Below are 14,954 nucleotides of genomic sequence, written 5' to 3'. Positions count from 1 at the left end.
GTCGACTGACCGGCAAGCGAGGGTGGTTATGAAGGTTGTCTCGTTTAATACCAACGGCATCCGTGTCCGCGAGCATCAGCTGGCGAGACTGAAGGAGCGCTATGATCCGGATGTCATCGGCATCCAGGAGACCAAGGTGCAGGACTCTGAATTCCCCCTCGGGATGATCGAGTCCCTGGGCTATCACGCACACTTTTATGGCCAAAAAGGACATTATGGGGTGGCGTTGCTCTCCAAGCAGGAGCCGCTGGTGATCCGGAAGGGTTATCCGTTCGATACCCCGGACGCGCAGCGTCGCATCATCTGCGGCGAATACGCCACGGCCTCGGGTCGGTCGATCAAGGTGATCAATGGTTATTTTCCCCAGGGAGAGAGCCGCGATCACCTGGTCAAGTTTCCCGCCAAGCGCCAGTTCTACGCCGACCTGATGCGCTACCTGCGGGAGGCGTTCTCAGCGGATGAAGCGGTGCTGGTGATCGGTGACATGAACATTGCCCCGCGCGACCAGGATGTCGGCATCGGCGAGGACAATACAAAACGCTGGCTGAAGAGTGGCAAGTGCAGTTTCCTGCCCGAGGAGCGGGCGTGGATGGAGGGCTTGTTGGGGTGGGGTCTGTCAGACACCTATCGTAACCACTATCCCGAGATATCGGATCGATTCAGCTGGTTCGACTATCGCAGCCGCGGCTTCGACCGGGAGCCGAAACGGGGCTTGCGTATCGACCTTATCCTGGCCAGTCCGATGCTGCAAAACTGCTGCACGGACGCCGGAATCGCCTATGATATAAGGGAAATGGAGAAACCTTCCGATCACTGTCCGGTGTGGGCTGAATTTTCGATCTGATACGCTATGGAATCACAGACGCAGTTTCTTAACGACTGGGAAAATGGGGGAGTCGAGGTGATCAGGCGCGCCTTCAATCTCACTGACAACCGTCTGGCCGGGATCGACCTGCTGCTCGCCTCCTATTCGCGTGATGCCTGCTGCGGAGAGGCGTTCGTACTCTTCCGCCAGGGCCGGGCGCTCTATGAGGTGAATGCCAGTCACGATTCCAGCGACTGTATGGACGGCCAGTGGGAACCGGAGGAGACGCTGCTGATGGCGCTGGAGTTCCGTCTGGAAAAGGGACGCCTGGGACTGCGCACCGACGGCAAAAACCTGTTCGCCGACGAACTCCGCTTTCTGCTGGCCGAACTGAAAGCGAACGGCTTCAGTTGAATCACAGGATTCTGTCGGGCTTAACGCTGATCTATCGCGGAAATGCCGGTTTGTTCAGCACATCCCTCTGCTTCACCCCTTCGGAGTTGGCACTTCAATCGCTCTTGGCGATTGAATGAGCCATTTTTTTCCGATAGTAGGTCCACTATTCCACCCGATAAGATAGTGCGGTCACACTAGCGCCGAACCACGGATACACACAGATAGACACGGATGGGGTTGGTCACGCAACGCGTAACCCTGCGCATTCATGACCTCCATCGTACGACAGTCCGCCTGTTGAAATGCTCCCTTACACAGAACTCCGTGTTTATCCGTGTCCATCCGTGGTTTACTCCTAGGAGCCTGTCGAGCTTGACAGAAAGACTCCCAGACGCAGCGACACCCACTCGACCAGATGCTCAAACCAGCCCAGCAGCCGCCGATGCAGCGGCGTGGCGAACAGCCAGCTCAGGGTGATCAGACCAAGACTCAAGGCACCGACTATCTCATCCGTGACCCAGTGGGCACCACTCATCAGGCGGGGCAGGGTGAACAGCACCATAAACAGCAGCGCCAGCAGGCCGTGGACCCGCGGCAGGTAGGCGAGGGCGAATCCGGCGCACAACAGCAACACCAGCCCGTGGTCACCGGGAAAACTGTCGGAAGAGAAGTCCTTGGTGGCGATGTCGGGTACCAGTTGGGTCAGGCGCAGCGCCTCGGGAAAGTGGGCGGTGGCGCTGGGCCGCTCGATCGGCAGCTCCTTGCTGATGGCCAGCAGCAGCAGCAGGGTGACGAACATCATCAGACCCACGGCGATATAGTGTGCCAGGCGCTCCCGGTCGCGCAGCAATGCCTGGTGGGCAAACAGCAACAGCATGGCCAGCGCGGCGGCCAGATCGAAGGCCCGGTGGTTGGCGATCGCCCAGAGACGTCGCCACCCATCACCCCAGTTCAGGGACCGGTTCATGGCCCAGAACAGCTGCTCATCCAGGGACAGCCAGAGCGCGCGGGTGGGCTCGACCAGCCAGCTGAACAGCAACAGCAGCGCCAGCAGGTTGGCCAGGATCAACGGGGTCTTGTGCCATCCGGTGTCTAATTCGTTACGCAAGATCAGGTTCCTGTTCCAGGGAGGCACTCAGGGCGTCGCCCGCATCGGTGAGCCGTTGCAGCTGCGCCTCAACAATGCGGTTCTCCAGGTTGTCGTCGGGCGATTGCGCGATGTTCACCCGCAGAAAGTTGGGCGTATAGCCGCTCCAGCCGGCGGCGGGGTCGGTGGGGGCGCTCTCCACCAGGACCGGAAAGCGGCGTCCCACAAAGCGTTCCAGGGTCGTCCGTTTCAACCGTTCGCCGAGCTGGTGGAGCGTCTCGCTGCGCTGGCGTATCAGCTCCCGCGATACCGGGTTGGGGAGTTCCGCGGCCCGGGTGCCGGGGCGCGGTGAGTAGGCGAAGATATGCAGATGGCCGAAACCGATCCGCTCGACAAACGCCAGGGTCTGTTGCCACTCCCGGTTGGTTTCGCCGGGGAAGCCGACGATGATGTCGGTGGTCAGGTTGAGGTCCGGCACCCGCTGGCGGGCGTGCTCGGCCAGCCGCTGGAACTCGCCACTCTTGCAGCGTCTGGCCATGCGTTTCAGTACCGAATCGGAGCCGCTCTGGATCGGCAGGTGCAGGTGGGGCATCAGCCGGGGATCTGCGAACAGATCCCAGAAGTTTTCCGGCAGATCCCAGGGTTCCACCGCCCCCAGCCGCAGGCGCGGGATGCGGGTACGCTCCAGCACCGCGCGGATCAGCTGATAGAGGTCGCTGCCGTTATCGCTGCCGTAGCCGCCGATATGCACGCCCGTCAGCACCACCTCGCGGATCCCCTGCCGTACCTGCTCGTTAATCTCCGCCACCACCTGGTCAACCGGCACCGAGCGCTCCGTGCCCCGGGCCACGGTGACGATGCAGAAAGTGCACTGGTAGCGGCAGCCATCCTGGATCTTGATGAAGGCGCGCTGCCGCCCGTGGCCGAGCAGACCGGATTCACCCGGCGCCGTGGCCTGCTGCGGCATGGCGTGCAGATCCAGTTCCCGGCTGGTGATCTCCACCAGCCGCTCCTTGTCCCGGTTGTCCACCACCAGATCCACCCCGAGGCTCTGGGTACTCTCTGCCGGGTCCAGCGTGGCGTAACAGCCGCTGACCACCAGCTTGGCGCGGGGGTTGCGGCGCCGCGCGCGGCTCAACAGCTTGCGCGATTTGCGTACCGCCTCGCCCGTCACCGCGCAGGTGTTGACCACCACCAGATCGGCGTCGGCCAGTCTGGGGGTGATCTGGTGGCCGCGGGTTTCGAAATCGCGGGACCAGCTCTCCAGTTCCGCTTCGTTGAGACGACAGCCTAGGGTTTTCAGGTGTATGCGCATCGGTGTGACCGGTTTTACGGTGCAGAATCCGGGCAAGTTTACGGGTGTCTGCGGGGGATGCAAGCGATCGCGGCCATTTCCACGCACAGTCGCGGGTTCAGCGGATGAGCCGGTGCCGGGTTAAGGGTCCGCGCAAGAATAATTCCGTAGTACCGAGGGCGTCCCTGGGCCCCGCTGGCAAGGCACGTTTTGCAGGCAATGGCCGTTCCCTTGCCAAAATGCGTAACGCCGCCAGCGGGGTCCAGGGGCGACCGAACACAGGAACTTATTCTTGCGCGGGTCCTAAGCTATGGGAATGCTCCATGTTATTGATGTAACATACTGTCTGCATTTGGAAAAGTGACGTGTCTTCGTGCTTGGGGCAGGTGCGGTACAGACGCAAAGGGTGAGTCGAAATGGATCCGCTGATACAACAGGTGATGATGTACCGTGATGCCTTCCTGCTGCTCGGGGCGCTGCTGCTTCTGCTGCTGGGCTGGGGGCTGTGGCGACGGCAAGCGGCACTCTCCGCGCGACTGGAGGGGCAGGGGCTGCGCACCCAGGCCGATACCGAGCGTCTTGAGGCGCTGGTGCGCGAGCAGGGGCGCCAGCTGATGCAGCTGCTGCTGGACGATCGGGATCGGCAAGGGGAGGTGGCCCATCGGCTGCAACAGCAGCTGCAGCGCCAGACGGCCCACTCCCATCAGGCACTGGAGCGGCGGCTGGGGGAGCTGCAGCAGGCGCTGCTCCAGGACAGCGGTCAACTCAAGGTCAACCTGACGGAGCGCTTCGAGCAGTTGCAGCAGCGCCTCACCCAGACCCTCGCCGAGGGGCGGATCGCCCAGCAGGATGGGTTGGCACAGGGGCTTGAGGGACTCGGGCGCCAGCTGATGGAGGGACTTTCCCGCACCACCGAGTCGCTGAACGGCCAGGTTGCCCGGCTGACCGAGAGCACCGATCAGCGGCTGAAGGAGATCGGCGGCCTGGTTGAAAAACGCCTCAGCGAGGGCTTCGAGAAGAGCAACGAGACCTTCAACCGGGTGCTGCAGCACCTCTCCCGGATCGACGAGGCGCAGAAGCGGATCACCGAGCTCTCAACCAATGTGGTGAGCCTGCAGGAGGTGCTGGCCGACAAGCGCTCGCGGGGGGCCTTCGGCGAGGTGCAGCTGAGCGCACTGGTGGCCAACCTGATGCCGGAGAACAGCTATGCGCTGCAATATACCCTCGGCAACCAGACGCGGGTGGACTGCATGCTGTTTCTGCCCGAGCCCAGCGGTCATATCGCCATCGATGCCAAGTTCCCGCTGGAGAGTTATCGGCGCATGACCGACATCCAGGCCCCGGACGCGGAGCGGAACCGCGCCGCCAGCCAGTTCCGCCAGGATATCCGCAAACATATCGACGACATCGCCGACAAGTATATTCTCCCCGGGGAGACCGCCGACGGGGCGGTGATGTTCATCCCCGCCGAGGCGGTCTTTGCCGAGATCCACGGCCACTATCCCGACCTGGTGGAGGCGGCCTGCCGGCGGCGCGTCTGGCTGGTCTCCCCCACCACCCTGATGGCGATACTGACCACCGCGCGGGCCGTGCTCAAGGATGCCGATACCCGTGAACAGCTGCACCTGATCCAGCACCATCTGCATCTCCTGTCCAAGGATTTCGGCCGTTTCCAGGGACGCATGGACAAGCTCGCGGTGCATATCCGCCAGGCCCATGACGACGTGAAGGATGTGAGTGTCTCGGCGCAGAAGATCAGCAAGCGCTTCGGCCAGATCGAACGGGTGGAACTGGACGAGCCTGTCGCGACGCCGCTGACCGAGGACTAGGAGTACCGATTACCCGCAAATACCGATGACACGCGTGTAGGATGGGTGCAGGCGCGGCACCCTTGTTGACGGCTATTCGCGGTGGTCGGGTGCGCCGTAACCCATCTTCGGATGCCGATGCAGGTGCGCGATGGGTTGCGCGCCGGAGACGGAGCCGGCGGAGGTTTCATGGGGACGCTCCACCCATCCTACGCCTGGATGCAGCCCAACCCACTTACGGGTGAAGGGCAGGGCCAGGAGCCGGTCGGATACAACACTGAGCTACTGCGGAACAGCCGACAGGCACCTAGTTCGTGGCCTGCCAGCTGCCGTCGGGTTGCCGGCAGGCGGTGCCGTAGACCGTCTCCCGCCGGCCATCGATCACCGCCTCGGTGGTGTATTCACGGCACGGGCCGCTGGCGGTCTGGAAGGTGCGCGTGGGGGTCACTTCGTAGCTGTGGCCGGAATCGGGATTCTGCCAGCTCGCGGTTTGGTTGACCCGGTTGGATTCCAGCGCCTGCTGTGACCGGTAGTGGTCATTCTCATCCATCTGCTGGCCAATGGAGCCACCGATAAAGGCGCCGGCCAGGGTGCCGATAATGACGGCGGCGGTCCGTCCCGAGCCCTTGCCCACCTGGTTGCCCAGGACACCGCCCGCTACGCCGCCCAGTACGGTGCCGGTCTGCTGCTTGGTGGGAGTGGTGCAGCCCGCCAGCAGGAACAGGGATATCAGCAGGGTGATGCATAGCCGTCGGTACATATCTGACTCCATTCGGGATAACGCAAGAATAGTTAATATTATAACCGATTGGCGGCGGGGTCAGGGATAGACGATCTCGTCCATCATCAGATCGGTCGGCCCCTCGGCTGCCGGATTGAGCGGCAGTCGCACCTCCACCATATCCTCATCCGCCGATTCGAGTTCATGAAATCCCAGTTGCCCGGCCAGGGCACGCATATTGCGGTTCTCCTTCAGCACCAGACCGTACAGGCTGCCGGTTCCCTGGCTCCGGCAGTAGGCAATGATCCGCTCCATCAGCAGGCGGCCCAGCCCTATCCCTTTGTGGTCGCTGCGCACCAGGATGGCGTACTCCGCCTCGCTGTTGTCGCTGCGGGTGATGGCGTTGACCGTCCCCAGGCAGCAGCTGCCCGCGGCGGTCTCCTGCAGCGCCAGCAAGGTCATCTCGCGGTCATAGTCGAGGTGGATCTGTTGGGCCAGCACCGCGCGCGGCAGGCTGCTCATGTCGCCGCAGAAGCGCAGCCGCAGGTCTTCCGGGGTGACCTGTTCCAGCAGTTGCCGATAGAGCGGTTCATCCTCCGGGCGGATCGGCCGCAGGCTGAGTGATTGGCCGTTGCGCAGGGTCAGGGTCTGCTCCAGCTCCCGCGGGTAGGGGCGAATGGCGAGCCGTCGGCGCCGGCCTTGCGGCATCAGGCCGATCCGCGCATCGAGTATCATGATCCCCTGATCGTCCGCCAACAGCGGATTGATCTCGATGCCGCTGATCCCCGGCTGCTCGGTACAGAGCCGTGACAGCTGGACCAGCAGCCCGCGAATCGCCTGTTCATCCACTACGGGGGCCGACTCGTCGTCGGCCTGCAGCATCGCCCTGAGGTGGGTGCGGGAGATCAGCTCCCCGGCCAGGTTCATGTTCAGCGGCGGCAATGCCAGGGCGTGTCCGTGGCGCAGCCGGCGCTGAATGCCGCCCGGCCCCAGGCCGATCAGGGCGCCAAAGCAGTTGTCATGATAGAGGCCGGCAGCGAGCACCAGCGCCTGCGGACGGCGTACCATCCGCTGCAGCACCAGGCCCGGAAAGCGCTGGCCGGGATACTGGTGGTGAAAACGCTGGATCAGCCGCTCCACGGCCTCGGACAGCGCCTGTTCGCTGGCCAGGTCGATGATCATGTTGCCGACGGTCACGGTCTGGCGCAAATGGGGCGAGGCCAGGCGCAGGGCCACCGGCCAGCCGAACTCACGCGCGGCCGCGACCGCCTGCGGCGGATCCCGCACCAGCCGCGAGGCGGGAACCGTCAGACCATAGGCGGTGAGGATATCGGCACTCTCGGCCTCGTTGAGCAGTGTCCTGCCCGCCTGGCACGCCTGTTCGATGCTGTCTCCGATCCAGTCCCGGTCGATCCGGCGCGTCGCTATCACCGGGGCGTGTGCCGGCGTCTGCAGCAGCGTCTCCTGGTTGCGCCGGTGATTGATCAGGTGCAGGAAGGCGGTGGCGCACTTTTCCGGCGTGTCGTAGACGGGGATCTGCGCCTGATTGAAGCATTTGCGGATCGGTGGTTGTCCGGCATCACCCATCCAGCAGGCGAGGATATTGCGGTTGGCCACCTTGGCGCCTTGCACGACGGCACCGGCAATCGATTCCGAGCTGGCGATGGGGGTTGGGCTGTGCAGTACCAGCAGGCCGTCGATCGATGCGGCGCGCATCAGCAGCTCCGTCGCCCGGCGGTAGCGTTCCGGCCCGGCGCCGCGTCCCAGGTTGAGCGGGTTGGTACGTGCCTGGGGTGAATCACAGAGGATCCGTAGCTCGTCCGCGAGTGCCGGATCCAGGGCCGCCGGATGGATCCCCGCCCGCTCCAGTGTGTCCTGGGCCAGTTCCAGGAGACCGCCGCCGTTACCCAGCAGCGCGATCCGCTCGCCATGGGGCGCGCGGCTGTGGGCCAGGGTTTCGACGGCATCAAACAGCTCCGAGGCGCTATCCACCTGCAGCATGCCGGCGCGACGGAATGCGGCGTCGTAGATGTCGCCGGGGTGAAACGGGCCGATTCCGGCCTTCTGCTCCGAGTGCCCGCTGTTCAACAGGATCACCGGCTTGATACGCGCCGCCGCCCGCGCTGCCGAGAGGAATCGGCGGGCATCTTTTACCTGTCTGAGGTGCATCAATATCGCGTGCACCCGGCTGTCCAGGATCAGCAGATCCAGCAGCTCGGCTATATCCAGGTCCAGCCCGGTGCCGGTGGTGATGACATGGGAGAAGCCGATGCCGCGGTTGGCTGCCTGTTCGATAATCCCCGACGCCAGGCTGCCGGATTCACACAGCAGGGCGATCGAGCCGGGATGGGCCTCGGTGCTGATCCAGCTGGCATTGAGTCCGATGGCGGGGATCTGCAGGCCGGTGGAGTCCGCGCCCAGGAGACGCATGCCGTGCCATTGGGCGCGCTCCCGAAGCTGCGTGACCAGTGGGCTGTTGTCATCGAGCTGGTTGGTCATCACGACCGCGAGGCGGGTGCCACGCAGTCCCAACCCCTCCACCAGGGCCTCCAGTTCGTCCGGTGGTGTGCACAGCAGTGCCAGGTCCGGGGTGAGGGGCAGGTCGTTCAGGGTGCGGTAGCAGAGTACCCGCTGTACGGCGTCATATTTGCGGTTGACCGGCAGCACCGGGCCCCGGAACTGACCCGAGAGCAGGTTGGTCATCACCGCACAGCCGAGGCTGCCCGGTCGCTCCGAGGCGCCGATCACGGCCACCGATCCGGGGCGAAACAGGTGTTGATGGCGCTTCGGTCCCATGCTGGCTCCGGTTCTGTCTCCTTTCCTGTGGGTGGCCGCTATTTTCAGACCAATGCTCAGGTGATCGGTCAGCGATCGGGAAACTGTAGCGGCCGCTACAAGACCGGTTCAAAATCCGAAAGCCGGGGCGAATGCAGGGGGAGTCCCCAGAGCGGCACTCCCCGCTCCCGGTGGTCAGCACTGTTCCCAAGGCAGTCCGTGGAAGCGCCAGCCGTTGAGGGTGCTGCGCTGGTGGTGATCGTTGAGTTCCCCCTCAAACCCCTCGTCGACATGGAATACCCGATGGAAGTCCGCCTGCAACAGCGTCTTGCCGGCCTCATGGGAACGCTTGCCGCTACGGCAGATCAGTATGACCGGTGAGCAGCCTTCATCCTCACTGCAGACGGCCCCGCCCAGTACCAGTTTGCGGATGTCGGTGACGAAGTGGGGGTTGACGGTCCAGTCGGGTTCATCAATCCAGGGTACGTGAACCGCCCCCTTGGCATGACCGACAAACAGATACTCCATGCTGGAGCGGATATCCACCAGGATCGCCCGGGGGTCGTCTTCCAGCATTTGGTAAGCCTGTTGCGGGTTCAGGGGGATCGGTTCAGCGTCACTCATCTCTCTACTCCTGGTTTGATTTCGGTGTACCTGGGTTTGATTTCGGTATGCCTGGGGCCGGGGGTATAATACCGGCATTCCAGGCTTTTTATAAATATGTCTTATGCGCGACAAGATTATACTTGCCATTTTAGCCCTTTTTTCCCGTTTGCCGCTCTCCGTGGCACAGGGGTTGGGGGGAGTGATCGGCCGTGTTGCCTACTGGATTCCCAACAAGGAGCGGCAGATAGCCGGGATCAACCTTGCTACCTGCCTTCCCGAGCTGGCGCCGGCACAGCGCCAGGCGTTGCTCCGGGAGAGCCTGATCGAGGCCGCCAAGGGCCTGGTGGAGATGCCCGTGGTCTGGGCATCGCCCCCCAGTCGCTGGATCGAGCGGATGCAGGCTGGTACAGGGGCCGGGCTACTGGAAGCGGCCCTGCGCCAGGGAAAGGGGGTGATTGCCGTCGGTCCCCATCTCGGCAACTGGGAAGTCGGGCTGCACTATCTCACGTCACTGGCCAAGGTGACGGCGATCTACCGGCCGCCCCGGCAGGCGGGGCTGGACGACCTGCTCAAACAAGGCAGAAGCAAGGGTGGCGCTACCCTGGTGCCGGCCACCCCTCAGGGCGTGAAAGCGTTGTATGGCGCGCTCAACCGGGGGGAGATGATGGCGTTGCTGGCGGACCAGCAGCCGAAAGCCGCGGGGCGCCAGGGCGGTGTCTATGCCCCCTTTTTCGGCCACCCGGCGCTGACCATGGTGCTGATCGGGCGTCTGGCGCGCAAGACCGGTGCGCCGGTGCTGTTCTGGTTCGCCGAGCGGTTGCCGCGGGCCGCCGGTTACCGGATGCACTGGTTCGAAGCGCCGGCCGAGATCTACAGCGCCGACCCGGAGATTACCGCCGAGGCGCTCAACCGGGGCCTGGAGGCCTGTATCCGCAAGGCGCCCGCACAGTATCTCTGGAGCTATAAGCGCTTCGCCAGCCAGCCGGAGGGGGTGATCTCCCCGTATTCCAAAGCGGTCTCGTAAACCCGCATCGCGCTGGCGAGGTGGCTGTCGGCAACAGGTGGCACGCCGTCCCCGGCCGGTATATGAATGTCGGGGTAATCCCCCGGCTTTGCCAGTGGTAGTTAACGGCCGAAATCCGGTTGCCTTCAATAGGATGACTTCCTTTTTTTATCAATATCCTAAAGTGTTGTTTCCGGCTTGCCGTTAACAGGACAGTGCTGGTTGACGTTACGGCAGGCGGACGGTTGCCGTCCAGAGGTGAGAGACCATTGATGGTGAAGAGAAAAAGTGTGCAAATCGGGTTGCTGCGGCTGGTTGCCGGGTTGCTGCTGGTCGCTGTCTGCAGTGCACAGGCGGCACCGGCTGCGGCCGAGAAGGCGGATGCCCGGGTGCTGATCGATATCTCGGGCAGCATGAAGCAAAACGATCCGCAAAACCTGCGCCGGCCGGCCCTGCGTATGCTGGTGGGTCTGCTGCCCGAGGATGCCAGGGCCGGGGTCTGGACCTTCGGTCAATACGTCAACATGCTCATCCCGCTCGGTCAGGTCGATGCCGCCTGGAAAGAGAAGGCGCGGGCCGAGGCGGACCATATTGCCTCCCCCGGGCAGTTCACCAATATTGAGGATGTCATCAAGCGCTCCATCGCCGACTGGGAAGGACCGCCCGGCCCGTATCAGCGTCATCTGATCCTGCTCACCGACGGCATGGTCGATATCAGCAAGAATCCAAAACAGAATGTCGCTTCGCGGCAGCGCATAGTCGAGCAACTGCTCCCGCAACTGCAGGCCCACGCCGCCCAGGTGCATACCATCGCACTCTCCGCACGGGCCGACCACGAGCTGATGCAGACCCTCTCCCGCGAGACCGGTGGCTGGTACGAGCAGGTCAGTGATGCCGAGCAGCTGCAACGGGTGTTCCTGCGTATTTTTGAAAAGGTGGGGCGCCCGAATACCGTGCCGCTGAAAGACAACAAGTTTCTGGTCGACAGCAGTATTCAGGAGGTGACCCTGCTGGTGTTCCGCAAGGAGGGGGCTGAACCTACCCGTGTCATCACGCCGTCCGGGGCCGAGTTCGATGCCAAGAGCGCACCGCCGAACGTCAGCTGGCATCGGGATATCGGCTATGACCTGTTGACCGTCACTCATCCGGAGACCGGCGAGTGGCGCATCCAGGCTGCGATGGACCCGGACAACCGGGTCATCGTGGTGACGGATCTGAAAATGCGCAGCAGCCAATTACCCAGTCGCTTTGTCCTGGGGGAGGTGCTGCCGGTGACGGTCTCGTTCACCAACCAGGGAAAACAGATCATCCGCCAGGATTTTCTCGACGTGGTGAATCTGCAGAGCGGTCACACGGACAGCAACGGTAGCGGTGAACAGCGGCCGATATTCGATGATGGCCAGGATGGGGACGAGACGGCGGGAGACGGCGAGTTCACGCTCCAGGTCGGCCAGGGCCTGGCCGCCGGCAAGGTTGAACTGGTGATCCTTGCTCAGGGGAAAACCTTCCAGCGTGAACAGCGCCAGACCTTCGAGCTGGCCGATCCGGTGGGCCTGCAGGTTGAGGGGGGACAGGAGGGCACGGAGTTGCGACTGCGGGTGCAGCCGGACAGCGAACTGGTGGACCTGGAAACGCTGAAATTCGTGGCGAACCTGGTTTCGCCGTCGGGTGAAGAGCAGCCGGTGCTGTTGCTGCCCGGTGTGGAAGCGGGGGAACAAGAGGCGCGGATCGCCACACAGGAGCTGCAGGGTGACTGGAGCCTGTCGGTTTCGGTCAGCGGGAAAACCCATGCCGGTTCTGAGCTCGACCTGACACTCGACCCCGTGGCGGTGCAGGGCGCGGCGACACCACCTCCGGCGCCGGCCGAACCGGTTGTCGAACCACCGGCCGAGGTGGAGGCGCCGGAGTTGCGGACCCCCGTGCCGCCCGAGCCCAAGCCGCAAGAGGAGGCGTTTACGTTTCAGGTGGCGGTGTTCGGGGTTATCAACCTGGTGCTGATTGTCCTGGTCGGGCTTGCCGTATGGATCGTACGGCGACGCAAAAAAGATGGTGAATTTCGGTTGGTTGAGGAGGAAGATCAGGCGGTTGCGGAGGAATCGGCTCAATGATCGAGGTGAGTAAACTGCTGTTGCTGGTAATGGGCGAGCTGCTCCTGTTGAGCGTTATCTATGCCGTCAGCGTAAATTATTTCGCCCTTGCCAAACGTCGGCGTGATCGCGCGGCGATCAGGAATCTCATTGCCAGAATCAAGGAGGATAGTGGTCGGCGTGAATCAGAGACACGCAAGCTCCTGGAGCAGCGGCTTGGGCTCTCCGGCGACAACCTGGAGGAGACCGTCCGCAAGATTGCCCGGGGAGAGAAGGCATTCTACCAGGCGTTGATCGATGTTTACCTGAGACGCGATACAGAGGCCGTGCAGAACCTGTGTGTCGATTACGAGGGCTCGGTCGATGCCTACCGGACGATTGAAATCCCCAAGCGGGCGGAACCCGCCGGGGGTGATGAGGAGCCGGAGGATCACACCGAGGAGCTGATTCTGCTGAAGGCGGAAAATCAGCGACTGGCGGATGAACTGCAACTGACCATGGATACCATGGGGAACATGCTGAGTGAATACACGCAGATGTTTGCCGGTGGCGTGGATGCCAGCCTGGACAGGGACAAGATGCAGGAGATCGTCGCGCCCACGGAGGACGCCGATCCGGTGCAGGCAGCGGTCGTCGCCGATGAACAACTGCTGGATGAGCTGCTCCAGCAGGCCTCCGCGGATGAGGGCGAGGCAGCGGATAACGAAGATATTCCGGATGACGGGGATGAGTTGAAGGCGCTGGATGAGGCGCTGGGAATCCTGGAACTTTCGGTGGAGGATCCGGCGGCGGAGGAGCCTGCCAATACAAACGATCTGGATGAAACGATGGTGCTATCGCCTGAACCGGACGTTGCCGCGTCAGGCGCGGAGGAGGCGGAGGAGACGGTGATCGATCAGGATGATGAAGTGATCAATCTGGACGATGTGCTGGATGATCCGGATACCCGGAATTCCTGACCTTTCAGTCCGAAGAACAAACCTGACCTACCCGTCCTTTGTTCCGGCTTGTCCCGGCGAGGGGTTGCCGGAGCATATCTCCGTATGCCCCGGCACCGTCTCAGCTGATCTTCACTGTCGCGGAATCACTGCTACCCTGGTTATCCACCCAGGTGAGGGTAAGATCATCACCCTCGCCGGCGCCCTTGAACTTGAAGGAGATATAGGGGTTTTTGGAGATGCCGCCGCTCCACTGGGCGTTGATCACCTCTTTACCGGCCGCGGAGCAGGTGACATCCTGAATGAAATGAGCCGGAATGGTTTCACCCTTACTGTCCTTGCGGTTACCTGTCTCCATGGGGTGGGTCATCAGTGCCTTGACGGTGACCACGTCATCTTTCAGTTTGGCGCGTATTTTGATGGAGTTCTCTGCCATTGTTCAGTCCTCGTGCCTTTGTTCTGTCCCGGGTTGTTCTGACCCGGGCTGATCTGATCCTGGTCCAGGGTGATCGCGCCGTTACCCGCCGCAGCCACCGATGGTGACCTTCACCTCTTTAGCCGTCCGGTAGAGTTTGCCGCCGGACTTAACCACGGCGATGACATCGCCGCTCTTGCCCATTTTGATACGTGAGGAGACGAAGCCCTCGGACCCGTCCATCAGGTTGAAATTGGCAATCAGCGGAACCGGGTTGTTGGCGGCGATAATGGCGATCGACTCAACGTTGGGCAGTGTGGTGGATACGGTAACCGGCACCACCGCGCCATTCTCGGCGATATCGGGTGCCTTGATATTGATGTCGCCGCTCTCTTCCGCATTGTCCGCACCCATCAGCGAATTTAGCGCGCCGGGAATATCCTTGGCGGTAAAGGCCTCTTTTGGCCAGGCGGCCAGCACGGCTTTTGGGGTCAACAGGCCCGCGCCGATCGCGATGCCGATCGCACTGGTGGCGATCGTGCCTTGCAGCAACATGCGCCGTTTCAAATCTGCTTTCATTTCTATCTCCTGTCTCAACAGAGGGACGGTGTTTGTCTGTCGTTAAGAGGTGGTATACGTCTGGTACCCCACACCGGGTTTCCGGTTTTAATTGGGGGGGCGGACCAGGGAGTGACCCGGTGTGTGGGAATTATTCGTGCGGCACCTGTCGTGTGACATCCAGTGGAGTGTCGCGTTTATGTTTCAATCGACTGCTTGATCCATGCCTTTCTGCGGGGCATTTTCATAAGCAAGAGATATGACCACATAAACGGTTTATGTGCTGCGGAATCGCTCCTCATCGACCTCGATTGAAAGGTCTGTGTGTATTACCTCCGATAATGTCCAGCGCCGACGGATTATGATTATTATTTGCTCGCGCGTTCCGTCAGTCTGGTGCCGTAGGGCAGGGCCAAGCATAACCCATGAATTCACAATGGAAAAGAGGGTTATTACTAACT

General features: G+C 62.4%; 13 protein-coding genes. 6 read left to right on the top strand and 7 right to left on the bottom strand.

Features of this window, described 5'->3' with window-relative positions; translation table 11 throughout:
* Positions 1 to 28 precede the first annotated feature (28 nt).
* Positions 29 to 844, top strand: a complete 816-nt coding sequence (gene xthA, locus NPX02_RS01520) for an exodeoxyribonuclease III (RefSeq protein ID WP_260291352.1) — start codon at positions 29 to 31, stop codon at positions 842 to 844.
* 6 nt (positions 845 to 850) lie between these two features.
* Positions 851 to 1,219: a hypothetical protein gene (locus NPX02_RS01515; protein WP_260291351.1), complete on the top strand. Its 369-nt coding sequence runs from the start codon at positions 851 to 853 to the stop codon at positions 1,217 to 1,219.
* Positions 1,220 to 1,556: 337 nt separating this feature from the next.
* On the opposite strand, the gene NPX02_RS01510 is transcribed toward NPX02_RS01515, so the two are convergent.
* Positions 1,557 to 2,309 (bottom strand): phosphatase PAP2 family protein, encoded by a 753-nt coding sequence (locus tag NPX02_RS01510; protein WP_260291350.1) that lies wholly within the window; start codon positions 2,307 to 2,309, stop codon positions 1,557 to 1,559.
* On the bottom strand, positions 2,302 to 3,603 hold the full coding sequence (gene mtaB, locus NPX02_RS01505; RefSeq protein WP_260291349.1) for a tRNA (N(6)-L-threonylcarbamoyladenosine(37)-C(2))-methylthiotransferase MtaB: 1,302 nt from the start codon (positions 3,601 to 3,603) through the stop codon (positions 2,302 to 2,304). Before mtaB ends, NPX02_RS01510 begins: the two co-directional genes overlap by 8 nt.
* Positions 3,604 to 3,998: 395 nt before the next feature.
* Between mtaB and NPX02_RS01500 the strand changes: the two genes are divergently transcribed.
* Positions 3,999 to 5,411, top strand: a complete 1,413-nt coding sequence (locus NPX02_RS01500; protein WP_260291348.1) for a DNA recombination protein RmuC — start codon at positions 3,999 to 4,001, stop codon at positions 5,409 to 5,411.
* Positions 5,412 to 5,697: 286 nt separating this feature from the next.
* On the opposite strand, the gene NPX02_RS01495 is transcribed toward NPX02_RS01500, so the two are convergent.
* The 3 genes from NPX02_RS01495 to NPX02_RS01485 all read right to left on the bottom strand — a co-directional run bounded on the left by NPX02_RS01495 (position 5,698) and on the right by NPX02_RS01485 (position 9,510).
* A complete protein-coding gene (locus NPX02_RS01495) occupies positions 5,698 to 6,150 on the bottom strand; it encodes an RT0821/Lpp0805 family surface protein (protein ID WP_260291347.1) in 453 nt (150 codons plus the stop codon).
* A gap of 60 nt (positions 6,151 to 6,210) precedes the next feature.
* Entirely contained in the window at positions 6,211 to 8,907 is a 2,697-nt protein-coding gene (locus NPX02_RS01490; RefSeq protein WP_260291346.1) for a bifunctional acetate--CoA ligase family protein/GNAT family N-acetyltransferase, read from the bottom strand.
* A gap of 174 nt (positions 8,908 to 9,081) precedes the next feature.
* A complete protein-coding gene (locus NPX02_RS01485) occupies positions 9,082 to 9,510 on the bottom strand; it encodes a rhodanese-like domain-containing protein (RefSeq protein ID WP_260291345.1) in 429 nt (142 codons plus the stop codon).
* Positions 9,511 to 9,613: 103 nt separating this feature from the next.
* Here NPX02_RS01485 and NPX02_RS01480 point away from each other — a divergent pair, with 103 nt between their 5' ends.
* The 3 genes from NPX02_RS01480 to NPX02_RS01470 all read left to right on the top strand — a co-directional run bounded on the left by NPX02_RS01480 (position 9,614) and on the right by NPX02_RS01470 (position 13,541).
* A complete protein-coding gene (locus NPX02_RS01480; protein WP_260291344.1) occupies positions 9,614 to 10,516 on the top strand; it encodes a lysophospholipid acyltransferase family protein in 903 nt (300 codons plus the stop codon).
* A 251-nt stretch (positions 10,517 to 10,767) separates the two neighbouring features.
* Positions 10,768 to 12,603, top strand: a complete 1,836-nt coding sequence (locus NPX02_RS01475) for a vWA domain-containing protein (RefSeq protein WP_260291343.1) — start codon at positions 10,768 to 10,770, stop codon at positions 12,601 to 12,603.
* Positions 12,600 to 13,541 (top strand): hypothetical protein, encoded by a 942-nt coding sequence (locus NPX02_RS01470; RefSeq protein WP_260291342.1) that lies wholly within the window; start codon positions 12,600 to 12,602, stop codon positions 13,539 to 13,541. Before NPX02_RS01475 ends, NPX02_RS01470 begins: the two co-directional genes overlap by 4 nt.
* 100 nt (positions 13,542 to 13,641) lie before the next feature.
* Here NPX02_RS01470 and soxZ read toward each other — a convergent pair whose 3' ends face one another.
* A complete protein-coding gene (gene soxZ / locus NPX02_RS01465; RefSeq protein WP_260291341.1) occupies positions 13,642 to 13,956 on the bottom strand; it encodes a thiosulfate oxidation carrier complex protein SoxZ in 315 nt (104 codons plus the stop codon).
* A gap of 81 nt (positions 13,957 to 14,037) precedes the next feature.
* A complete protein-coding gene (gene soxY / locus NPX02_RS01460) occupies positions 14,038 to 14,514 on the bottom strand; it encodes a thiosulfate oxidation carrier protein SoxY (protein WP_260291340.1) in 477 nt (158 codons plus the stop codon).
* Between the last annotated feature and the right edge of the window lie 440 nt (positions 14,515 to 14,954).

The sequence above is a fragment of the Sedimenticola hydrogenitrophicus genome, from assembly GCF_025175675.1.
In the GTDB taxonomy this organism is placed as follows: domain Bacteria; phylum Pseudomonadota; class Gammaproteobacteria; order Chromatiales; family Chromatiaceae; genus Sedimenticola; species Sedimenticola hydrogenitrophicus.
Note: the sequence above shows the minus strand (reverse complement) of the source record. Positions and strands in the feature narration are given on the sequence as shown.